Annotated in this window: 21 protein-coding genes; 11 read left to right on the forward strand and 10 right to left on the reverse strand. The window is 59.0% G+C overall.

The annotated features are described in order from the left end of the window. The first annotated feature begins 8 nt into the window (after positions 1-8). The 3 genes from rpsA (at position 9) to ACG9DO_RS11570 (ending at position 3,543) form a co-directional block, all read left to right on the forward strand. A complete protein-coding gene (gene rpsA, locus ACG9DO_RS11560) occupies positions 9-1,712 on the forward strand; it encodes a 30S ribosomal protein S1 (RefSeq protein ID WP_394728060.1) in 1,704 nt (567 codons plus the stop codon). Positions 1,713-1,807: 95 nt separating this feature from the next. Then, a complete protein-coding gene (gene gloB, locus ACG9DO_RS11565) occupies positions 1,808-2,563 on the forward strand; it encodes a hydroxyacylglutathione hydrolase (RefSeq protein WP_394728062.1) in 756 nt (251 codons plus the stop codon). A gap of 5 nt (positions 2,564-2,568) precedes the next feature. After that, a complete protein-coding gene (locus ACG9DO_RS11570; protein ID WP_394728064.1) occupies positions 2,569-3,543 on the forward strand; it encodes an NADPH:quinone oxidoreductase family protein in 975 nt (324 codons plus the stop codon). Here the strand turns inward: ACG9DO_RS11570 and ACG9DO_RS11575 are convergent. The 9 genes from ACG9DO_RS11575 to ACG9DO_RS11615 all read right to left on the reverse strand — a co-directional run bounded on the left by ACG9DO_RS11575 (position 3,540) and on the right by ACG9DO_RS11615 (position 10,944). After that, positions 3,540-4,097, reverse strand: coding sequence for a PepSY domain-containing protein (locus ACG9DO_RS11575; RefSeq protein ID WP_394728066.1), 558 nt, complete (start codon positions 4,095-4,097; stop codon positions 3,540-3,542). The two genes, ACG9DO_RS11570 and ACG9DO_RS11575, sit on opposite strands and share 4 nt — an antisense overlap. Before the next feature lie 142 nt (positions 4,098-4,239). Next, entirely contained in the window at positions 4,240-4,776 is a 537-nt protein-coding gene (locus ACG9DO_RS11580) for a hypothetical protein (protein ID WP_394728068.1), read from the reverse strand. Next, positions 4,769-5,263: an ATPase gene (locus tag ACG9DO_RS11585; RefSeq protein WP_394728070.1), complete on the reverse strand. Its 495-nt coding sequence runs from the start codon at positions 5,261-5,263 to the stop codon at positions 4,769-4,771. Before ACG9DO_RS11585 ends, ACG9DO_RS11580 begins: the two co-directional genes overlap by 8 nt. A gap of 85 nt (positions 5,264-5,348) precedes the next feature. Next, on the reverse strand, positions 5,349-5,576 hold the full coding sequence (locus ACG9DO_RS11590) for a F0F1 ATP synthase subunit C (RefSeq protein WP_027442220.1): 228 nt from the start codon (positions 5,574-5,576) through the stop codon (positions 5,349-5,351). A gap of 51 nt (positions 5,577-5,627) precedes the next feature. After that, positions 5,628-6,413, reverse strand: a complete 786-nt coding sequence (locus tag ACG9DO_RS11595; RefSeq protein ID WP_394728072.1) for a F0F1 ATP synthase subunit A — start codon at positions 6,411-6,413, stop codon at positions 5,628-5,630. A gap of 49 nt (positions 6,414-6,462) precedes the next feature. Further along, positions 6,463-6,792, reverse strand: coding sequence for an AtpZ/AtpI family protein (locus tag ACG9DO_RS11600; protein ID WP_394728074.1), 330 nt, complete (start codon positions 6,790-6,792; stop codon positions 6,463-6,465). Between the two features lie 178 nt (positions 6,793-6,970). After that, a complete protein-coding gene (locus tag ACG9DO_RS11605; RefSeq protein WP_394728076.1) occupies positions 6,971-7,366 on the reverse strand; it encodes a YdbL family protein in 396 nt (131 codons plus the stop codon). Positions 7,367-7,378: 12 nt separating this feature from the next. Then, on the reverse strand, positions 7,379-7,648 hold the full coding sequence (locus tag ACG9DO_RS11610) for a YnbE family lipoprotein (RefSeq protein ID WP_394728078.1): 270 nt from the start codon (positions 7,646-7,648) through the stop codon (positions 7,379-7,381). Continuing rightward, on the reverse strand, positions 7,645-10,944 hold the full coding sequence (locus ACG9DO_RS11615; RefSeq protein ID WP_394728080.1) for a YdbH domain-containing protein: 3,300 nt from the start codon (positions 10,942-10,944) through the stop codon (positions 7,645-7,647). Before ACG9DO_RS11615 ends, ACG9DO_RS11610 begins: the two co-directional genes overlap by 4 nt. A gap of 75 nt (positions 10,945-11,019) precedes the next feature. Between ACG9DO_RS11615 and radC the strand changes: the two genes are divergently transcribed. Continuing rightward, a complete protein-coding gene (gene radC, locus ACG9DO_RS11620; RefSeq protein ID WP_394731265.1) occupies positions 11,020-11,730 on the forward strand; it encodes a DNA repair protein RadC in 711 nt (236 codons plus the stop codon). Positions 11,731-11,740: 10 nt separating this feature from the next. Here the strand turns inward: radC and ACG9DO_RS11625 are convergent, their stop codons facing one another. Next, entirely contained in the window at positions 11,741-14,533 is a 2,793-nt protein-coding gene (locus ACG9DO_RS11625) for a DUF3857 domain-containing protein (protein WP_394728082.1), read from the reverse strand. Between the two features lie 194 nt (positions 14,534-14,727). Between ACG9DO_RS11625 and purB the strand changes: the two genes are divergently transcribed. The 7 genes from purB to accD all read left to right on the forward strand — a co-directional run bounded on the left by purB (position 14,728) and on the right by accD (position 20,895). Further along, the gene (gene purB, locus ACG9DO_RS11630; RefSeq protein WP_394728084.1) at positions 14,728-16,038 is read left to right on the forward strand and encodes an adenylosuccinate lyase; all 1,311 of its coding nucleotides are present in this window, start codon (positions 14,728-14,730) and stop codon (positions 16,036-16,038) included. Between the two features lie 97 nt (positions 16,039-16,135). Beyond that, on the forward strand, positions 16,136-16,501 hold the full coding sequence (locus tag ACG9DO_RS11635) for a DUF1049 domain-containing protein (protein ID WP_394728086.1): 366 nt from the start codon (positions 16,136-16,138) through the stop codon (positions 16,499-16,501). Positions 16,502-16,510: 9 nt separating this feature from the next. Continuing rightward, positions 16,511-17,188 carry an orotidine-5'-phosphate decarboxylase gene (gene pyrF / locus ACG9DO_RS11640; RefSeq protein ID WP_394728088.1) on the forward strand — a complete coding sequence of 226 codons (678 nt, stop codon included), beginning with the start codon at positions 16,511-16,513 and terminating at the stop codon, positions 17,186-17,188. Positions 17,189-17,196: 8 nt separating this feature from the next. Then, complete coding sequence (locus ACG9DO_RS11645) at positions 17,197-17,835, forward strand: phosphoribosylanthranilate isomerase (protein WP_394728090.1); 639 nt, start codon at positions 17,197-17,199, stop codon at positions 17,833-17,835. 7 nt (positions 17,836-17,842) lie between these two features. Beyond that, positions 17,843-19,081, forward strand: coding sequence for a tryptophan synthase subunit beta (trpB, locus tag ACG9DO_RS11650; RefSeq protein ID WP_394728092.1), 1,239 nt, complete (start codon positions 17,843-17,845; stop codon positions 19,079-19,081). Positions 19,082-19,256: 175 nt separating this feature from the next. Continuing rightward, entirely contained in the window at positions 19,257-20,036 is a 780-nt protein-coding gene (trpA, locus tag ACG9DO_RS11655; RefSeq protein ID WP_394728093.1) for a tryptophan synthase subunit alpha, read from the forward strand. Between the two features lie 10 nt (positions 20,037-20,046). Continuing rightward, positions 20,047-20,895 (forward strand): acetyl-CoA carboxylase, carboxyltransferase subunit beta, encoded by an 849-nt coding sequence (gene accD, locus ACG9DO_RS11660; RefSeq protein ID WP_394728095.1) that lies wholly within the window; start codon positions 20,047-20,049, stop codon positions 20,893-20,895. Positions 20,896-20,901 lie beyond the last annotated feature (6 nt).

Here is a 20,901-nt window from a genome sequence, read left to right on the forward strand (position 1 = left end):
TCCTCATTATGGCAACATCAGCCAACCCAACGCGCGACGATTTCGAAGCGCTTCTTAACGAACAACTCGGCGGTGCAGGCGAAGACGGCTTCGAAGGCCGTGTCGTCAAGGGCACTGTGACAGCCATCGAAAACGGCATGGCTGTGATCGATGTAGGCCTCAAGAGCGAAGGCCGCATCAACCTCAAGGAATTCATGCGCGGCGAAGACGACCACGGCCTGACCGTCGGCGGTGAAGTCGAAGTCTATGTCGACCGCGTCGAAAACGCTGACGGCGAAGCCATGCTCAGCCGCGACCGTGCGCGCCGCGAAGCTGCGTGGGACAAGCTGGAAAGCGAATTTGGCGAAGGCAAGCGCGTCGAAGGCCGCATCTTTGGCCGCGTCAAGGGCGGTTTCACAGTCGACCTCGACGGCGCTGTAGCGTTCCTCCCCGGCAGCCAGGTCGATATTCGTCCGGTGCGCGATGTCACCCCACTTATGGATGTGCCGCAGCCCTTTCAGATCCTCAAGATGGACCGTCGCCGTGGCAATATCGTTGTCTCGCGCCGCGCCGTGCTCGAGGAAACCCGCGCAGAACAGCGTAGCGAATTGATCAACGATTTGGCTGAAGGCCAGATCACTGAAGGCGTGGTCAAGAACATCACCGATTACGGTGCCTTCGTCGACCTCGGCGGTATTGACGGCCTGCTCCACGTGACTGACATGAGCTACAAGCGCGTCAATCACCCGAGCGAAGTGATCGAAATCGGCCAGACCGTGACCGTTCAGATCGTTCGCATCAACGAAGAAACGCAGCGTATCAGCCTCGGCATGAAGCAGCTCGAAAGCGATCCGTGGGATGGCGTCGGCGCGAAATATCCAGTTGGCGCGAAGCTGACGGGTACTGTCACAAATATCACTGAGTATGGCGCATTCGTTGAGCTTGAGCCGGGCATTGAAGGCCTCGTCCACGTCTCTGAAATGAGCTGGACCAAGAAGAACGTCCACCCGGGCAAGATCGTCAGCACGTCGCAGGAAGTTGACGTGATGGTTCTTGAAGTCGACAGCGACAAGCGCCGCATTTCGCTCGGCCTCAAGCAGGCTCAGCGCAACCCATGGGAAGAGTTCGCAGAGAAGTTCCCGGTTGGCGCGGAAGTCGAAGGCGAAGTCAAGAACGCAACCGAATTCGGCCTGTTCATTGGTCTCGATGGCGACGTCGACGGCATGGTTCACATGTCCGATATCGCATGGGGCATTTCTGGCGAAGACGCGCTGGCACTCCACCGCAAGGGCGAACAGGTCAAGGCGGTTGTTCTCGATGTCGATGTCGAGAAAGAACGCATCAGCCTGGGCATGAAGCAGCTTGAAAAGGGCGCACCGTCAGCAGACGGCGCCGATGCAAGCACGCTGCGCCGCGGTCAGACTGTCACAGTCACTGTTCTCGAAGTTCGCGATGGCGGCCTCGAAGTTCAGGTGGGCGACGATGGCGCGACCGGCTTCATCAAGCGCAGCGACCTCGGCCGTGACCGTGACGAGCAGCGTCCTGACCGTTTCCAGACCGGCCAGAAGGTCGACGCTCTGGTTACCGGGTTCGACCGTTCGAAGAAGCCGAACTTCTCGATCAAGGCACGTCAGATCGCCGAAGAGAAGGAAGCGGTTGCACAGTTCGGTTCATCCGACAGCGGCGCTTCGCTCGGCGACATTCTCGGCGAGGCTCTGAAGAAGGGCGAATAAGCCTTCCACCGCATCGCGGCATGAAGACAAGGGCCCGTCTCTCGAAATGAGAGGCGGGCCTTTCCTATTGGGCTCCTTGCTCTTACATACCCTCCATGCTCACAGTTCATCAGTTTCCTTGCTTGTCCGACAATTACGGATTTCTCCTCCACGATACCGAAAGTGGTCAGACCGCTGCGATCGATACGCCAGACGCGAAGGTCTATCTTGCTGAGGCGGAGAAGAAGGGCTGGACCATCACGCAGATATGGAACACGCACTGGCATCCCGACCATGCTGGCGGAAACGCAGAAATCGCCAAGGCAACCGGGGCGAATATTATCGCGCCCAGGGAAGTCGAGAAGATCTCTGAAATTGACCGCGAGGTCAGCCATGGGGACTCCGTGAACCTCGGCACCTTCACAGCGGACGTAATCGACGTCTCCGGGCACACCAATGGCCACATCGCCTACTACCTTCCCGAAGCGGGCATTGCCTTTGTTGGTGACAGTGTGTTTGCGCTGGGCTGCGGACGAATGTTCGAAGGCGAGCCCAAGCAATTCTGGGACAGCCTGTTGCGGATCAAGGCCTTGCCGCCGGAAACCACGCTCTATTGCGCGCATGAATATACCCAGTCGAACGCCAAGTTTGCTCTCCATGCCGATCCGGATAATGCAGCACTCAAGACCTATTCCGAAGACATCGACAACCGCCGTGCGGCGGGCAAGTGGACGGTCCCCACAGTTCTTGCGCGTGAACTCGCCACCAATCCATTCCTGAGGGCCGATGATCCGGCTATGATGGCAAAGTGGGGTGGAAGCGAGCCGCATGAGACCTTCGCCGCCTTGCGAGCCGCCAAGGACAATTTCTAAGCCTTATGCGTGCTCTGCGCGTCGAAGCACTGTCGGACGATTTTTCCGGCGTAGCGCTGACCGACTTTCCGCGGCCCGAGCGCAAGCCTGGCGATGTGCTTGTCCAGGTTAAAGCCGCCTCGCTCAATTACCCCGATCTGCTGATGACGCGAGGGGCTTACCAGTTCAAACCTGAAGTCCCCTTCACTGCAGGTCTGGAGATGGCGGGTGAAGTCATCGAAGCGGATCTGCAAAGTGCCTTCAAACCCGGCGATCATGTAATCGGCGGCAACAAGACCGGCGCCTTCGCTGAATTCGCAAGCGTGCCCGAACGCGGGCTTAGCCATCTACCCAAAGGCTTGAGCTTTCCGGAAGGGGCTGCAATGGGCGCAGCTTACCAGACAGCGTACACGGGCCTTGTCGAGCTATGCGGCCTTGCAGAGGGCCAATGGGTTTTGGTGACCGGCGCAAGCGGCGGAGTGGGCCTTGCGGCGGTGGACCTTGCAAAGGCAATGGGTGCAAAGGTTATCGCGGCCACAGGCGTTGAGGCCAAGTGTCGCCGGATCGCCGATCTATACGCACCCGACGCCGTCATCGTATCGAATGGCCGCTTCCGCGCAACTGTGTCTGAGATCACGGAAGGGCAGCTGTGCAACATCGTGTTCGACCCGGTCGGCGGCGATGTTTTCGATGAGTGCACCCGCTGTGTCAGCTTCGCAGGCAAGCTGTGCGTGGTCGGCTTTACCAGCGGGCGGATCGCTGAGATTGCGACCAACATCCCGCTGATCAAGGGCTTTTCAATCGTGGGCCTGCGCGCAGGCGAGTATGCGCGCCGCTTCCCCGAACGCGGAAAAGCCATCATGGCGGAAATCAACAGGCTTGCCGAGGCCGGAAAGATAACACCCGCAATCGACCGCAGGCTGCCGCTCGATCAATGGCGCGAAGGCTTTTACGCGATGGCAAACCGTCAGCTGGTCGGGAAGGTCGTTTTCGAGCTCTAGCCAAGCAGGACCGCGCCGATGAACGCAAGCGCGCCCGCGATGCTGCTGCCGATCGTGATCCGGCGCAGAGCCTTGACCTGCAGTCCCATCACGATCCCGCTCGCGACCAGTAGGAACAGCACGGAAGCAAGTAAGGTCGCGTAGACCTTGAAGTAATCGCTCCCCTTCGCTTTGTGGAGTTGAACCAGCCAGCGATGGAAGCTGGCTTCTTTGACAGCAACTACCGCTGTGCGAGGCTCTGCACCCACAGACAACGTGATTTCGCTGCGGGCTCCAATCCATTCGAGCGAAGCCCCCTCACCCGTTTCGACCGTCAATTTGCCGCTCGGCATAGGGAGGTCACGTTCAACCAGCTGTTGGACAGCCAGATTTATGATATCTCCTTCGGGCTGCTCCGTCAGCGGTTGCGCCAGCGCGACTGTCGCGCTCTCTTCATACCAAGCGCCCTTATTTCCCCAGGTATAAAGCGCGCCTGTAACCAGGAACATAAGCACAGCCGGAAACATGAAGGCGGCAAGAATCAGGTGAAGCTTTGTCAGGAAAACACGATCCACGGGAGATAGCCCTTGCAAAAGGTAGTTGAGAATGGATCGCAATAACGTGACACACTTATTTGCCAAGTGCTAAATGCCGACAAGGCAAAGAAAAGGAGACCCCGAAGGATCGCCTCGTTCTAGAAACCATCGCTGACTAATGTTAGAGCGAGGAAATGACCTCATCAGCCAACTTGCTATCGGCGCTGGCATCATGCTTTTCGGCTATAATCTTGCGACTGGCCGCAGTAGCGGCAGCAATCGCGCTGTCGCGGACATCCTCGAGCGCTTCACGCTCCGCGGCCGCGATCTTGTCTTCCGCCATCCGCTTGCGGCGTTCAACCATCGCTTTGCTATCGGCTTCGGCCTTGGTGAGGATCGCATCCGCTTCACGCTGAGCACCTTCGACCATCGCCTCTGCGTCTTTTTCCGCATTAGCGATCTTGGCCGCATACTCGTCACGCAGTTGCTCGGCTTCGGCGCGCAAGGACTTGGCTTCATCGAGTTGCTGCTTGATTTCAGCAATCTTCTTGTCGAGGCCGCCAGTTACGATACCCGGAACCTTCTTCCAAACAAAGATCCCAAACAGAACCAGCATCGCTACCGATACCCACTTGTATGCGGCTAGGCCGAACGCAGTGGGTTCAGTGTAAGCGCCTGCTTCAGCCGCAGCTGCTGCGAGGAAAACAATATCAGCCATGGGCCAGAGCCTCCTTCACGGCAGCGGTGGCTGCGGTGCTGTCGACCGACGTTCCGGCAAGCTTGGCCACGATTTCCTGGGTTGCCTGCGCGGCCACGCCTTCAACCTCGGCCATCGCCGCAGAACGGGCTGCTGCGATATCCGCTTCGGCATCGGCCATTTTCTTGTCGAGACGCTTTTGGGCCGCTGCGATCTTTTTCTCAGACGCAGCCGCGGCATCGGCCTTCGCTTTTGCTATCACGGCCTGAGCCTGCGCGCGATTGTCGCTTTCGCGTTTGCGCCAGGCCTCTTCCTGCTCGTCAGCAGCATCCCGTGCCGCCTGGGCAGCAGCAAGATCATCGGAGATCTGCTTGTCACGCATAGCCACCGTTTCCATGACCTTCGGTACCATTCCGCGCCCGATGACGAAGAAAGTGAGGCCGAAAAAGATCAAGGTCCAAAAGACCTGGCTTGACCAGAATTCGGGAAGTTGGGCTATCTGAGGCATGGCTGCGTTCCGATTGTGAAACCGCTATTGCACAGACGCAAAGCCGGACGAGAAGCCCCGTCCAGCTCGCGTCTGCAAATTTAGCTTAGGCGACGAAGATCAGGATCATCGCCACAACGAACGCCAGCAGGCCGAGAAGTTCAGCTGCGGCAAAGCCGATGAACAGGCGGCCCTGCTGGCCGTCTGCAGCACCCGGATTGCGCAGGGCACTCTCAAGGAACGAACCGAACACGTTACCTACGCCGATGGCGGCCATACCGGCACCGATTGCTGCAAGGCCAGCGCCTACGAGCTTGGCTGCTTCTGCTTCCATTTTGAAAACTCCTTTGGAAAAACTTTTACTGAATTGAAGGGTGAGAAAGTCTTAGTGCAGGTGCTCGGCGTCGTTGATGTAAAGCGACGTGAGCAGTGCGAAAACATAGGCCTGAATACCTGCGACCAGGATTTCCAGCGCGCTGATACCGATCATCAGCAGGAAGCTCGGAACGCTGACCAGAGCAGCAATTCCAGCACCGGCATTGATACCGTTAATTACAAAGCTCGCGAGAACCTTGAGCAGGACGTGACCCGCCATCATTGCAACGAATAGTCGCAGAGCGAGGCTGAACGGGCGGATCATGAAAGAGAAGAATTCGATCAGCGCGATGGCAGGGATCATCGGGACCGGAGTGCCATGCGGCACGAACAGACTGAAAAAATGAAGTCCATGCTTCCAGAAGCCGACGATCAGCACGATCGAAAAGCTCAGTATTGCGAGAACCCCGGTAACCGTGAAGTGGCTCGTGAACGTGAACGGGTGAAGCCCGACGACGCCAATCGGCATCAAGCCGAGCAGGTTGGCAAACAGGATGAACATAAACAGGCTGAAAATATAGGGCACGTATTTGCGCCCTTCCTTGCCGACATTGGCTTCCAGCATGTCATCGATGAACCCGGTGAAGGCTTCGACAGCCATCTGCCACCGGCCAGGCACCAGCTGACGCTTCATGCCGCCAAACACGAACACCCACAGCAAAGCCGTGGTGATCAGCATCCACATTGCCGAGTTGGTGAATGCGATGTTCAATCCGCCGACGTACCATTCCGAGCCTACGAGAGGCTCGATCAGGAATTGCTTCATCGGATCGACTTTGCCTGCTTCGGCTGCCACGATCGTCTGGTCCTTAATGCCTTGTGTGAAACGCGCCCCGAGCATGACCCTAAGATTGAGGGTCGTCGGGGCGTGTGTTCGCCGCACGAAAAATGTTCCTGAAGGCAACAACTATTCCAATGAACAGCATCACCAACAGACCCCAGGGCGACGTGCCGGCAAAATAGTCTATCGACAAGCCAATCACGACGCCGCCAAAGATCCCACCGAGAAGGTCAGCCAGGACCCGGTTGCCGGAGCGATAATTCGCATCGACACCCTTCACCTGTGGCCGGTTGCGCTGCTCTTCCCGCTCGCGTGCGACCCTGAGCCGCTCTTCGAGCGCGTCGATCCGCGCATCCTCACCGATGGAATCCCGTTCGGGCTTCTCTTCACTCATGCCAGCCTCCTCTACATGGGGAACGCACGGCACGGGCAAGAGGTGCCCGCCGAGGGCGCGCACCCCTTAGAAGGGGGGCATATCCGAGTCAACCGGTGGATGGTGTTTCGTCACCGCTTGGTGGTTGATTTTTGAGTGAGGACCCTTGCGCCAAACGCAAGATGGAAGCGGCCCGCGCTTACGGACAGCGCGGGTCGCGGATAGGTGGAGCGCTGGTGCGGGTCTGCCATGAGCCGTCCGGCGCCTGGTATTTTTCCCCCGGAACCGTGCGGGCAATCGCCTGACACCCTGCGGTTAGCGCATATTCCTCCAGCGTCGCGCGGGCTTCTTGCGCGCGCTGCGAATAGACCGCCTTGCGCTTGATATTGATGTCATCAACCAGCCGCTGCAAATCGGGCGAGGCAGATCCGACAATCCCGAGATAGCCGTCCATCTTTTCGCCCACCTGCCCCGACGAACGCGCCGCTTCATAGGCCGGATCACGCTGAGCATAGGCGACACCTGCGAGCCCTGCCAGAGCAAGCGCGGCAACCGCACCGCCTAGGGCCAGTTTTTGCGATCTTATCAATGCCATGGGCCAAATCCTTCAAAAAATATCTGCGTTCTCTTCGATCGTGTTCGCAGCGTCATCCGCGAGCCGATAAATCACTTCCTGCCGGATGTTCACGTTAAGCTCGATCACAATCGGTTCTTCAGGAGCTGCAATGTTGATGCATCCCGTCAAGACCGCTGCGAGCGTGCATGCCGCTCCCACCGTTACACCACGCCTGCCCATATTACCCCACACCCACTCCGCAAGGATCGGAACTCGGGGTGTGACAGCACTGCGCAGCGCGGTCAAATTCAGATGATTCATGGCATGGGCTCGCTTTCCTGAGGCTGAATGGCAGGTTCATCAGAGATGTCAGAATTGTCGATGTCTTCTGGTTTTGTTGCAGGCATTGCTGGCGGTCGAGGCACGAGGAAGCGTGTGCCATCACTTTCCAGCAAGCCCAGATCGCGCGGATCGCGAACAAAGGCGGGATCGTACATCGATTGGAGATTCGTCAGCAGGCTGTAGAAGTCCGCACGAATATTTATTCGGAACTGAATCGGTAGCCTCGCCAGCCTGCTGGTGACGAAGTTCCGGCTTGCCCCTTGGCCCTGGCGCACCCCGTCGAATTTGAGCCGGGTGATGATCTCGCCCGTCAGCGGGCCATTCATTTCGACTTCCATCTGCGTGAAATCGAGCGATCGCAGCGACTGGAAGGCAAAGTTCGCCATCGCGCCGAGGTCTTCATATGTCAGTTCACCGACATAGGAGACATTGCCGCCGGGCGGGCGTGAGCGCAGCAGTCCCTGCTCGATCCGGCCATTGCCATCGGTGTCGAACACGATTGGCACTGAACCGTCAAATACGCCGGTGGCGCTGAGGTTTCCGAGTTCCATGTATTGCACGAACCTTGCCGCATCCAGCCCGTTGATCAGCAGGACATATCGGCGATCCATCGGCTGGCGGAAATCCAGCACCGCGGGTTCAAGCTTGAGCTCTCCGCCCATAAACGGCCAGCGCCCGCCTTCGATCTCGAGGATCTGTCCTTCGCGCAGGTTGAAATCGACTATGCCGTCAAACACCTCGACCCCCGGATTGATAGCACCGATCGTGAAGCGCTGCCCCGGCGCCGTGGTAAGTGCGAGCAGGTCGGTGAACTCAACTGTACCGCTTACCCTTTCAAGGGGACCAAAGGCTGCGGCGAGAGCGGAATCCTGCGTCGAGAATGTCCCGCTGCTGGTGATGACTTCAGGGGTCCACTCGATTTGCCCTTGCCCGCTTACCGTCCCCTTTACATTGGCGACGATGCCGAGGGCCAGACAACTGAGGCCGGGTTTCGCAGGGCGGGATCCTGGCGCACCTGTGGCTCTGTTCAAACACACATCAGCCCCGGCTGCAGGCTGCAGCGCCTCGTCAAACAGCAGATCTTGCACCACCAAGTCCGCAGAACCGATGCCACTGGCAAGTTCGTGCCGTATAAGCACCCGAGTTACGACCCTGTCACTGAAGGGCTCGCGCAGGTCGGCTTCCGCTGCGATAATACCGCCGTCAAGAGAAAGCACCGCCCCGCGCGCAATGAGCGGCTCAAATCTCGGTTCGGCCTTACGGTCTGCTACCGCCAGCGAGCCGTTTGTGAGCAGCAGGACTCCATCGCGATAGGACCATGTGCCAGCACCTTGGGTCATATCAAGCGGCACCACCCCAAGTGCCACCTCAACTCCATCAAAAGTGCCAGCCAGACGGATTGCTGCATTTCCGCTCAGCTTGGCCAGAGCAAAACGGGTAGCGCCATCGCCCTCTCCCAAATTTAACTCCAGATCACTCGCTGAAAGGCCCTTCGTAGTCGAGAATGCCATCCTGCCCGATGAAACTTTAGCAGGCTGTCCATCATAGGACCCTTTCAGGGCGAAAGGCCTCACTGCAAGATCAGCGAAAAGCCGGTTGCCCGTCATGCGCAGCGCCGCACCGGATCCTCGCGGACACAACTCGATGCGGGGATTGTCGAGCACGATGCCTGAAGAGGCAATCTCGCGAGCTTCAATCCGCGAACACCGGGTAACAAGCGCGAGGCCTTGATCGGGCGTCCAAGTTCCTTCGATGGGCACAGATAGCCCCTGGACCCGGCTTTCCTGTATCGTGCGGGCAGTCACGAGCGCTCTTCCTGAAAACCGGACCGCACCTGTTGCACTCTGGCTTAGGGAAAGCTCAGGCAGAGCAATGCTTGCGCCGTTTGCAGCATAGGGCTCCATCCGGACACGCATGACCGATCCATTACTACCCCCCTGCTCCATACGAACGCTCATGCTGGGCAGATCACGCGCGGATATCCTCGCATTGCCGTCAATACGCGGGACGTTGGACTGTTCAGCGAACTGGAACCTGACTCGTGACAGTGAGGCAATCGTACTGCCATCATTGCCCTTCAACAGTGCCTGCGGGATCGAGACGGAGATCGAATTGGCACCTTGCATGACATTGATACTGGCCTGGAGGCTGTTGCTGCGCTGCGCATGCTGAAGCCCGCGATCAAGCCGTTCTAGCAAGGGTACAAATGGCGCAAGCGCCTCATTCGAAGCCTGTTCTCGCACCCACTGGCCTGCGCTGCCGACAAGTTTCACGTTTGTCGCGCCGGCATCAATATCCGAGTTAAGCCAGGTAAGATCGTTTTGCGCCCGCATACCCCCGGCGAGCGAGACTTCGGCTGCTTTCACGTTTGGAGCTGTGACGTTGCGCCCTTTCAGCTCGAACCGGGTGCGCCAGCCTTCTTCGCTCCAGTTCAGCCGAATGGTGCCGGCCGCATCCCCTGCGGAGACCCCTGCTCCGGCCAGCATCGAGGCTGCGAGCGCGCCTTCGGCATCGAATCCGCTGAAATCCGATTCGCCCTCAATATCCAGCTGCCAATCGAGCGAGCGCATTTGGGCGCCATATGAGGGACAAGCCAGCTGGCGGACGCGCAAAGGCCCATTAAAAGCCGGTAATCCAGTGTCACTAGAAATCCGTCCAAACAGGCTCACTTTGCCGGTCGAACAGGTGCCATTGTCCAGCTGCGGAACGCTGGCAGCGATCGTTCCGGCAAAGCCATCAGCGAGATTGCCCTTGCCCTCTGCTTTCACTCCAATCGCGCCGTAATCGGTTTCGATCAGCGCGCGTCCGTCGAACAATTCGAGCACGAAATCCGGCAGCGCGGGGGGCGTTTCGCTCGGAGCGAAAATTGCTTTGTCGAGTGTTCCAAATGACAGTTCGCCCGCTCGAAAAGATCCGTAGAGCCGCGGATTGACAAGAATGATACGCCCAATTTCCGGGGTCCCCAGCCCGTAACTGAGTCGAACGATCACGCTTTCTGCGGTAAAGTCTGGCTTGTCAGGGTTGCCCAGCACCACATCGCTTAGCACTTGCTCAGACGGGCCGATCGAACGGATCGTATAGCGTGCCGGAATCTCCAACCGGGCAAGTTCATCGGAAATGATATCGCGCGCGATTTCCTCTCGCGTGATCCAGGCGAACCCGATGAAGCCGAGTACCATGATGACCAGCCCGAACAACAATCGCGTGCGGGTTCGCTCCGGCCAGATCGGCCGAAGTTTCGCTGACTCATCAATCGAATTGTGACCCTCCGGCATCCTCTCTCACTCTTGCGCGCAACCACCGGGAAAGGCAATGCACTGCACAAGGATCGGTCACTGGCGAGGAGCGCATTGCCGCAAACTGAAGACATCTCATCGCCACGCCCCGGCAAGCCCGATCACCTTGGGCATAGAGCGAGGCTGCGAGAGCGGCTACTCGGCGGCGGAGCGGAAGCTTTGGCCGACTATGAAGTGCTTGAGTTCCTGCTTTTTGCCGGGATGCGCCAAGGCGATACCAAGCCGGTTGCAAAGGCCCTGTTGGCACGGTTCGGGTCACTTGCAGCCGTGCTCAATGCCGATCCTGCTGCGCTCCAACAGACCAAGGGCATGGGCATGAGCAGCGCTGCGGCGCTCAAGAGCGTGGCTGTGGCGGCCCGGCGCATGGCGCGCAGTGAAGTCAAGGAACAGCCCATCCTCGGCAGCTGGCAGGCGCTGCTCGACTATCTCCAGATCGACATGGCGCACCTGACGTTTGAGCGGGTGCGCGTGCTCTACCTTGATACGAGGAACCGGCTGATCGACGATCATCATGTCGGGGATGGCTCGATCGACGAAGCCTCGATCCACCCGCGCGAGGTGATCCGCCGGGCGATGGATCTGGGGGCGAGTGCGCTGATCCTGGTCCATAACCACCCCAGCGGGAGCCCTGAGCCAAGCAAAGCCGATATACAGATCACCCAGCGCATTGCCGAAGCAGGCCGAATTCTAGGCGTTACGGTCCACGATCACGTCATTATCGGGCGCGAAGGCCATGTCAGCCTGCGCGCAAAGGGCCTGATCTAGGATCCGGGGGTCAAAGCTTCAGGCCCCACGCCTCGTAGGTGTGCTGGATGAACGGGTCCATCTTGAGCGCCAATTCAATCTCCGCCTTGCCTTCCTTGCTCTGACCCATGTCCCTCAGGATGATTCCGCGGAGCAATCGCGAGGCAGCAAGACCGGGTTCCAGCAGAAGCGCGGAATCGAGATCTGCCTTGGCCTTATCCAACTCGCCCATGCGGTAGTAGGCAAGTGCGCGGCTATCGAGCACCGCCGCTGAGTAATCCGCGCGTTCCACCCCTTCGGTGCACGAGGCAATCCTAGCTTCGGTGACAAGGTTGAAAGTGCCAGAGTGCCAGCACATGGCGTTCAGCAATTGCCAGTCACCTGGCCTGACAGCAAGGCGGTCCTCAAGTAGCTCGAGCCCGCCGTCGGCATCACCTGCCCAGCCCATCGCTGTTGCTATAAGGACATCTTCGTCCATCTCGTTCTCGCCAAGGCCGCGATAGTCCTCAGCAAGCGCCAATGCTTCATCCTCACGGCCAAGCAGAGCGAGCAACTCGATGCGGTTGAAATAGCTGCTCCCGTCTGGTTGCAACTCCTCGTACATTTCCAAGTCGGCGAGCGCACCTTCCAGATCGCCCGTGACCTTGCGCAGCGCAGAACGCCAAGCATAGATCTCGCGCGATTCCTTGATGGCGAGCGCAGCATCGACATCTGCGAGCGACTCCTCAAACCGGTATAGCCCGGCAAAGAAACCTGCCCGGTTACTCAACGGACCGACATCGTCGCCCTCGGCGTCGGCAACCTGTTCGTCATAAAACGCCTTGATTGGCGCGAGCAGTTTGTCGTCCTTACTCGAATATTCCCATAATTCGCGGACGTCTTGACCGGAACGCAGGATTGGCAATGCGCGCAGGAACCGCGTGAGATTTCGCTTTGCCTCGCCCAGCTGGTCGGCAGGCAGTTCGGGGCTGACCGAACGCATACTCTGCGAAAGCATGAAGCGATCTTCGCGTAGCGCGGCAGAAGAAGCCAGCTCCACCCCTCCAATCGTTTCTGCCAGCGTCGTTTCGCCTTTGATCGTGAAAGGCGATGTCTCCTTGGGCAAAAGCAGCTCAAGCTCGCTCTTGAAATAGAGCGGGCCGTTGAGCTCGAGCGGAATGTCGCGCCAGTCAACGCGCGCTCTATCGCTGTTGAAACCGATATCGCGCGCAACCTCTGCCGGCGCTGTGAATTCGTAGATGCGCCGCTCGCGCGACCAGGGTGAGGCGGTCAATCCACGGGCAGAAAGCGTCGCGACACCGCGTTCCTCATCATAGCTGACCTTTTCATCGGCAAACTCGGTTGCGCCGAATATCGCACTAAGCGTCGAGGAAATCGCATTATCAATGAGTTCGCCTTGCTGTTCGACCGCAGTGCGCCATTGCGCGCCAGACTGGCCGCGATACTCGATCTTCACATCGACCAATGCGGGCAGCAGAAGTCCTCCGCGCTGGTCCACGGTGATGTGCGTGATCTGGTCCGGCGTTGATTGCGGACGCACATCCATCTTCACCAGGTCCGATCCTTGTGGGAGGATCGGCAAGGCGAAGTGGAACCGCGGCACTGCATCTATGGTGTCGATCCGCGTCCCGGCTGTGGTCCCATCAATCCAGTAGGACGTCCCGTCCACCTTCGCGCGAATGATCATGTGATCGAAATTGCCCGGTAGTGGGGTGAGGATCGGCAAGGCATCGCCGCCTTGGGTTGCGACCAGAACGATCTCCGATTCAATGCCAAGCTTTTGCAGGATTGCATGCAGCAGCACGGACTTTGCCTTGCAATCACCAAACCGCTTTTGCCAGGTCTCTTCCGGCATTTGAGGGAGATAATTGCCTCCGTTGAGGCCATTATGCAGGTAGCTGATTTCATCCTGAACCAACTCGGCTGCCATCGCCATGCGCTGCATGGGATCACGGGTGGCCTCGGCGATCTTGCGGATTTCCGCGTCCAGTGCGCTCCCGTCCGAAATGCTGTCCGTGACATCGTAATGCGGCGCCAATGAACTTGAGACGTCGGCCCAGCTTTCAAAGGTCGTCGCCAGCATACGCGGGGTCAGGCGAAAGCGCGAAGGAGCATCGCCAGGTTTCTCGTCCGGCTTTGCGACCGGCATGTCCGCGCGCCAGTACATGTAGCCGTTGCGCTCCTCCGGTTCGTCGATCTTCACATCGCCGAACAGGCCGAAATTCACGGTTTCATCGCTTGGCCAGGAGACAACGATCTTGCCGTGTTTCAATGGGAACGGCTCTGTGAATAGCTGGCGCTGCCATTGCATTTCCTTACCCAGCGCCTGATCCTTGCTGGTCGTGGAGTAGCTAAGTCGCAGGACATCGCCCACCTGCGCACCTGTCAGCGGCATTGTTGCGGTCAGCACACCGTCGAGGGTGCGCCGCTCCAATTGGCGCTCTCTGCGCAAGACGTCAAACTTCTGGTCGACTTCAAGGAGGTTGATTACCTCTTTCCCTCGCAGCAACTCGGCCCGGTGCACGATCAGGTCACCCTTGTCGGGCTGCCATGCAGCGCTCAGCGTCCCAAACTGTGTGAGAGCTTCAGGCGAAGCAAGTTCAACCGCGAAGTCGGAATAGTTCCAGACTTGCCCATCTTCCATCCGGACCTGCTGCTCGATCACCAGCAAGGATGTCGAAGAGTTCTCATTGTCGGTCGTGACGACCGCTTCCTCAACCCATTTTGGTGCGTCGGCATAGAGTGGCTCCTCACCTGCCCAGGCGGGTGCAACCAGACACACCGCTGATGATGAAGCCAATAACGCACGCATAGCCAGGTTCATGAAAGCGCCCCTCGAAAAATCTGTGATCATCCACGAATTACAAGGGCTAACGCGCCTGAGTACCAAGTCAATTGGCAATCATCGATGTGGACCGCGGCAACTCAAAGCTTGCCAAGCCACAGCGCCCGCCCTAGCCGCGCGCAGGAGCCAATCAGGCAAGACCCCAAGCCAAGCGACCTGAACAGGAGATATTCATGGTCCCGCGTTATGCCCGCCCCGAAATGTCAGCACTGTGGGAGCCGGAAGCCAAGTACCGCATCTGGTTCGAGATAGAAGCGCATGCGACGCAGAAGCTGGGTGAGCTTGGGGTTGTGCCGCAAAGCGCAGCCAAGGCCTTGTGGGACTGGTGGTCGACCAACCCCGCGATCGATGTCACAGCAATTGATGCAATCGAAGCGGTCACCAAGCATGATGTCATTGCTTTCCTGACCTGGGTCGCAGAGCAAGTGGGCGATGAAGCGCGCTTCATGCATCAGGGCATGACCAGCTCTGACGTCTTGGACACTACGTTGGCAGTACAGCTTGCACGCGCCACTGACATTCTACTGGCTGACCTTGATGATCTGCTTGCAGCGATCAAGCGCCGTGCCGAAGAGCACAAGTTCACCCCGACAATCGGGCGCAGCCACGGTATCCATGCGGAGCCTGTGACTTTCGGGCTAAAGCTCGTCCAGGCCTACGCTGAGTTCGATCGCTGCAAGGCGCGCCTTGAGGCGGCTCGAGCAGAAATCGCGACTTGTGCGATTTCCGGCGCGGTTGGCACCTTCGCGAACATCGATCCTGCGGTTGAGGAATATGTCGCAGAGCAGATGGGCCTCGCCGTCGAACCTGTTTCCACCCAGGTGATCCCGCGCGACCGCCACGCCATGTATTTCTCCACCCTGGCTGTCATCGCCGGCTCGATCGAAAGGCTCGCGGTCGAAATCCGCCATTTGCAGCGCACCGAAGTGTTGGAAGCGGAGGAGTATTTCTCGCCAGGGCAGAAAGGCTCGTCCGCCATGCCGCACAAGCGCAATCCGATCCTGACGGAAAACCTCACCGGGCAAGCGCGCATGATCCGCGCCTATGCCATGCCTGCGCTGGAGAATGTCGCTCTTTGGCATGAACGCGACATCTCGCACTCATCGGTCGAGCGCTTCATCGGCCCCGATGCGACCATCACGCTGGATTTTGCGCTCGCGCGGCTAACCGGCGTGATCGACAAACTCTTGGTCTATCCGGAGCGGATGCAGGCCAATATGGACCGCATGGGAGGTCTCATTCATTCGCAGCGTGTTCTGCTCGCGCTCACGCAGGCCGGTGTGAGCCGCGAAGATGCGTACCGCCTGGTCCAACGCAATGCGATGAAGGTGTGGGAATCGGATGGCGCGCTGATGCTGCTCGATCTGCTCAAGCAGGACCCAGATGTCACCGCCGCTCTTTCCGAAACGGAACTCGAAGAGAAATTCGACCTGGACTACCACTTCAAGCATATCGAGACGATCTTCGCCCGGGTACTTGGCTGACGGACCCCATTGCTTGCGGGACTCGTGACGATGCCTAGACTCTGGCGGGAAATTGCCTAGTCTCGCGTAGCTGAAGAGAAAACAAAGGGAGGCAAGGATGCAGATCGTCCGCACCGCAGTCTGGGTTGTAATTGTGGCAGCAATCATGCTGTTTTCCGCGTTCAACTGGGACCCGGTCGAAGTCACCTTGTGGGAAAACCTCGTGCTGGAAACCAAGGTGCCGGTACTGGTGATCGTTTCCTTTTTGCTGGGCCTTGTGCCGATGTACCTGCTTCACCGCGGCGTGAAGTGGCAGTTGAACCGTCGCATCTCTTCGCTTGAAACGGCCACGCGCAACGCGGCCCTGGCGCGGCACGAGCCCACGCCTGTGTCTTCTACCGATCCGGTTCCGGCACCCCCTCCCGCTCCCGCGCCAGATCCTGCTGCGCCTTCGAGCGACGCTTTGAAGCCAACAAGCGACTGATCTGACTTTATGACCAACCCCATTTATCTTGCTCTGGATATTCCGCAGATGGCCCCAGCAAAGGCGCTGGTGGAGAAGCTCAAGGGCCATATTGGCGGGGTCAAGCTGGGACTGGAGTTCTTCTGCGCGCACGGTCACCACGGCGTGCATGAAATCGCGCATGCAAGCGGTTTGCCAATCTTCCTAGACTTGAAATTGCATGACATTCCCAACACAGTTGCAGGCGCGATGCAGGCAATCCATGTGCTGGAGCCTGCGATTGTCACGATCCATGCGAGCGGCGGCCGTGCGATGATGGAAGACGCCAAAGCGGCAGCGGCGGACGGTTGCAAAGTCGTTGCGGTAACCATGCTCACCAGTCTGGACGAGCGCGATATGGCGCGCACTGGCCTCAGCGGATCGGCGCACGATCAGGTGCTGCGACTGGCTGACTTGGCCCAGGAAGCGGGTCTCGATGGGATCGTCTGCTCAGGCCACGAAGTCGGTGCAGTACACAAGCAATGGAAAGACGGCTTTTTCGTTGTTCCAGGCCTGCGCCCCGGCGGGAAAGCGGCCGGCGATCAGAAGCGCGTGGTGACGCCGCGGGCAGCGCGTGATGACGGGGCGAGCGTGCTGGTAATTGGCCGTCCGATCAGTAAAGCAGATGATCCCGTGGCCGCTGCAAGAGCCATCGAAGCGACGCTTTAAGGCCTATCATGGCGACCCTTATCAAGATTTGCGGGCTTTCGACGCCTGAGACGCTCTCTGCTGCGATTGAGGCTGCGGCGACGCATATCGGGCTCAATTTCTATCCGCCCTCACCGCGTTATGTCTCGCCAGCCAAAGCGGCGGAATTAGCCCAGATCGCGGGTGATGCGATCGCGAAAGTCGGTGTGTTTGTTGATGCGGATGATGATTTTCTGATCGAGCATCTCAGCGCAGGCTCGCTCGACATCATTCAGCTTCACGGCAAGGAGACGCCCGATCGCGTCCGTCAAGTCAAAGCACGATACAGTCTGCCAGTGTGGAAGGTTCTGAGCGTCGAGACTGCTGACGATGTTGCAAGAGCATCTGCCTATGCCGATATCGCCGACTTTCTCCTGTTCGATACCAAGACACCCGCCGGCGCGCTCCCCGGCGGCATGGGATTGGGTTTCGACTGGAGCTTGCTTGAGGCTTATGACTCCGTTCTGCCATGGGGCCTTGCAGGCGGCCTGACCCCTGAGAATGTAGCTGAGGCTATTCGCCTGACGGCAACATCGCTGGTCGATACCTCTTCGGGGGTTGAAACCGCGCCGGGCATCAAGGATGTGGACTTGATCGCGCGCTTCTGCAAAGCGGCTCTCGAAGCTTGAGTATGATATGAACGAGACAACACCCAACTCCTTCCGCAACCAACCCGATGATCGCGGGCATTTCGGCCAGTTCGGCGGACGCTACGTCGCCGAGACGCTGATGCCGTTGATCCTCGATCTGGAGAAGGAATACCGCAAGGCTCAGGTGGACCCTGAATTCGCGCGAGAATTCGACGACCTGATGAAGCATTATGTCGGGCGCCCATCCCCGCTCTATTTCGCAGAGAGGCTGACAGAGGCGCTTAGAGCTGGCTCTCCCGAGGGGCGCGGCGCGCAGGTCTGGTTCAAGCGCGATGAGCTCAATCACACCGGCGCGCATAAGATCAACAATTGCATCGGGCAGATCCTGCTCGCGATCCGAATGGGCAAGACCCGCATTATCGCGGAAACCGGCGCGGGTCAGCACGGCGTTGCGACGGCCACTGTCTGCGCACGGTTTGGCCTGCCTTGCGTGATCTACATGGGCGCAGAGGACGTAAAGCGGCAGTCGCCCAATGTCTTCCGCATGAAGCTGCTCGGGGCAGAAGTCGTGCCTGTCACCAGCGGCGGCGCGACGCTGAAAGACGCGATGAATGAAGGACTGCGGGATTGGGTAGCGAACGTCCATGACACGTTCTACATCATCGGCACGGCTGCTGGTCCGCATCCCTATCCGGAGATGGTCCGCAACTTCCAGAGCGTGATCGGCAAGGAAGCGCGCGAGCAAATGCTGGAACGCATTGGGCGGCTGCCTGATTTGCTCGTCGCCTGCATTGGCGGCGGATCAAATGCGCTCGGCTTGTTCCACCCGTTCCTTGACGATCCAGAGGTCAGGATGCTCGGCGTTGAGGCGGCAGGTCATGGCCTGGACGGCGATGAACACGCAGCAAGCCTGCTCGGCGGATCGCCCGGTGTTCTCCACGGTAACAAGACCTATCTGCTGCAGGACGAGGATGGCCAGATCACCGAAGGCCACTCGATCAGCGCCGGCCTCGACTATCCCGGCATCGGCCCCGAACACGCCTGGCTCAAGGACACGGGCCGGGTCGAATACACCGCGGTCACTGACGACGAAGCGCTCGACGGCTTCCAGCTGCTCTGCCGGACGGAAGGCATCATCCCCGCGCTTGAGCCTTCGCACGCAATTGCAGCCGTGAAAGACCGCGCGCGTCAAATGAGCGAAGACCAGATCATCCTGATGAACCTGTGCGGGCGCGGCGACAAGGACATCTTCACCGTGGCGGAAAAGCTGGGAGTGGAGATGTGATTAGGAAGGCAATCTCGGATGGTCTAACTGCCGCACTGTGCGCTTTGGGTTTACTCTGGCTTTATTCAACATTTATCGGAGAAAGCCTAACTGGATCGGAAGGGTTGGCAGTTGGCTTATTCGTCTGGTTTGTAACTGCGATTGGGACAGTTTGGCGACAGAAAGCGCTCGAAGAATGACCCGCCTTTCCAAAGCCTTTTCCAAAGCCCATCCCGCGCTTGTCTGCTTCATCACCGCAGGCGATGGCGACACCGCGGCCAATCTCGATGCGCTGGTCGAAGGCGGCGCGGATGTGATCGAGCTGGGCATGCCATTCACTGATCCAATGGCCGATGGCCCCGCGATCCAGGCTGCAAACCTGCGCAGCTTGGGCAAAGGCACGACCACCAGCGACGTCCTGATGATCGCTAACGAGTTTCGCGCGCGCCACCCGGACGTTCCGCTCGTCCTGATGGGCTATGCCAACCCGATGATCCGGCGCGGGCCGGAATGGTTTGCCGAGCAATGCAAGGGCTGCGGCGTCGATGGCGTGATCTGCGTCGACATTCCGCCCGAAGAGGACGAGGAGCTTGGCCCTGCGCTACGGGCGGCAGGCGTTGCGCCAATCCGGCTCAGCACGCCTACGACGGACGCTGCGCGGCTTCCCGCCGTTATCGAAGGCTCCGAAGGCTTCCTCTATTACGTCTCTGTCGCCGGGATTACCGGCAAGCAGCAGGCCGCTATCGACTCGATTGAAGCGAACGTCACCCGTATCAAGCAATCGACCGATCTGCCCGTTGCAGTGGGTTTTGGCGTGCGCACGCCCGAACAAGCCGCCGAGATCGCCAAGGTTGCAGATGGTGTTGTCGTCGGGTCGGCGTTGGTCGAACTGGTCGGCGAATTTGGCAAAGAGGCGCCAGAGAAGCTAAAGGAGTTGACTTCAGCTCTTGCAAACGCGGTTCGCACCGCGCGCTAAGGACAAACACATGAACTGGTTCACCCGCGTCCGCAATTCGATCGGCTGGCTGCCCAAGCGCACTTCGGAGAAGGATCTCTGGGTCAAATGCCCGTCCTGCCAGGAAATGCTGTTCGAGAAGGAGTACGAGGACAATCTCCATGTCTGCCCTCGCTGCGGCCATCACGGCCGGATCAATGCGGATCAGCGTCTGGCGCTGTTGCTCGACGAAGGGTTTGACCTCCTCGAACAGCCAGAGGTTGCGGAAGACCCGCTCAAGTTCAAGGACTCGAAGAAATACACTGACCGCTTGAAAGCTGCGCGCGCAAAGAGCCCGCACCGCGATGCCTTCAGCGTCGGCTCCGGCACGATTGACGGACTTGACGCGGTGGTTGGCGTGCAGGATTTCAGCTTCATGGGCGGCAGCATGGGCATGGCGGTGGGCACGGCCTTCTGCCAGGGCGCGGAGCGAGCCTTGGCGCGCAAATGCGCTTATATCGTGGTGACCGCAGCAGGGGGCGCGCGGATGCAGGAAGGCATTCTCAGCCTCATGCAAATGCCGAAGGCGACGGTGATGACGCGCCGTCTGAAAGAGGCGGGATTGCCTTACATCGTGGTGCTGAGCGACCCGACGACTGGCGGCGTGACCGCAAGCTATGCGATGCTCGGCGATATCCATATTGCAGAGCCGGGCGCGCTGATCGGCTTTGCAGGCCAGCGCGTGATCCAGGACACAATCCGCGAAAAACTCCCGGAAGGATTCCAGCGCGCGGAGTACCTCTACAAGCACGGAATGGTAGACATGGTGGTGCACAGGAAGGACCTGAAGGCGCAGATCGCGACACTGCTCGATTACCTCTCGCCTGCGAAAGCCGCCTAGGTTAAC

Source organism: Altererythrobacter sp. GH1-8, from assembly GCF_043702085.1.
Classification (GTDB): Bacteria; Pseudomonadota; Alphaproteobacteria; order Sphingomonadales; family Sphingomonadaceae; genus Erythrobacter.

Bases quoted from the DNA above. Each gene is read 5' to 3' on its own strand.
- rpsA (WP_394728060.1), top strand. From the start codon at position 9: ATGGCAACATCAGCCAACCCAACGCGCGACGATTTCGAAGCGCTTCTT.
- gloB (WP_394728062.1), top strand. From the start codon at position 1,808: ATGCTCACAGTTCATCAGTTTCCTTGCTTGTCCGACAATTACGGATTT.
- ACG9DO_RS11570 (WP_394728064.1), top strand. From the start codon at position 2,569: ATGCGTGCTCTGCGCGTCGAAGCACTGTCGGACGATTTTTCCGGCGTA.
- ACG9DO_RS11580 (WP_394728068.1), bottom strand. From the start codon at position 4,776: ATGGCTGATATTGTTTTCCTCGCAGCAGCTGCGGCTGAAGCAGGCGCT.
- ACG9DO_RS11585 (WP_394728070.1), bottom strand. From the start codon at position 5,263: ATGCCTCAGATAGCCCAACTTCCCGAATTCTGGTCAAGCCAGGTCTTT.
- ACG9DO_RS11590 (WP_027442220.1), bottom strand. From the start codon at position 5,576: ATGGAAGCAGAAGCAGCCAAGCTCGTAGGCGCTGGCCTTGCAGCAATC.
- ACG9DO_RS11600 (WP_394728074.1), bottom strand. From the start codon at position 6,792: ATGAGTGAAGAGAAGCCCGAACGGGATTCCATCGGTGAGGATGCGCGG.
- ACG9DO_RS11605 (WP_394728076.1), bottom strand. From the start codon at position 7,366: ATGGCATTGATAAGATCGCAAAAACTGGCCCTAGGCGGTGCGGTTGCC.
- ACG9DO_RS11610 (WP_394728078.1), bottom strand. From the start codon at position 7,648: ATGAATCATCTGAATTTGACCGCGCTGCGCAGTGCTGTCACACCCCGA.
- ACG9DO_RS11615 (WP_394728080.1), bottom strand. From the start codon at position 10,944: ATGCCGGAGGGTCACAATTCGATTGATGAGTCAGCGAAACTTCGGCCG.
- ACG9DO_RS11625 (WP_394728082.1), bottom strand. From the start codon at position 14,533: ATGAACCTGGCTATGCGTGCGTTATTGGCTTCATCATCAGCGGTGTGT.
- purB (WP_394728084.1), top strand. From the start codon at position 14,728: ATGGTCCCGCGTTATGCCCGCCCCGAAATGTCAGCACTGTGGGAGCCG.
- ACG9DO_RS11635 (WP_394728086.1), top strand. From the start codon at position 16,136: ATGCAGATCGTCCGCACCGCAGTCTGGGTTGTAATTGTGGCAGCAATC.
- pyrF (WP_394728088.1), top strand. From the start codon at position 16,511: ATGACCAACCCCATTTATCTTGCTCTGGATATTCCGCAGATGGCCCCA.
- ACG9DO_RS11645 (WP_394728090.1), top strand. From the start codon at position 17,197: ATGGCGACCCTTATCAAGATTTGCGGGCTTTCGACGCCTGAGACGCTC.
- trpB (WP_394728092.1), top strand. From the start codon at position 17,843: ATGAACGAGACAACACCCAACTCCTTCCGCAACCAACCCGATGATCGC.
- trpA (WP_394728093.1), top strand. From the start codon at position 19,257: ATGACCCGCCTTTCCAAAGCCTTTTCCAAAGCCCATCCCGCGCTTGTC.
- accD (WP_394728095.1), top strand. From the start codon at position 20,047: ATGAACTGGTTCACCCGCGTCCGCAATTCGATCGGCTGGCTGCCCAAG.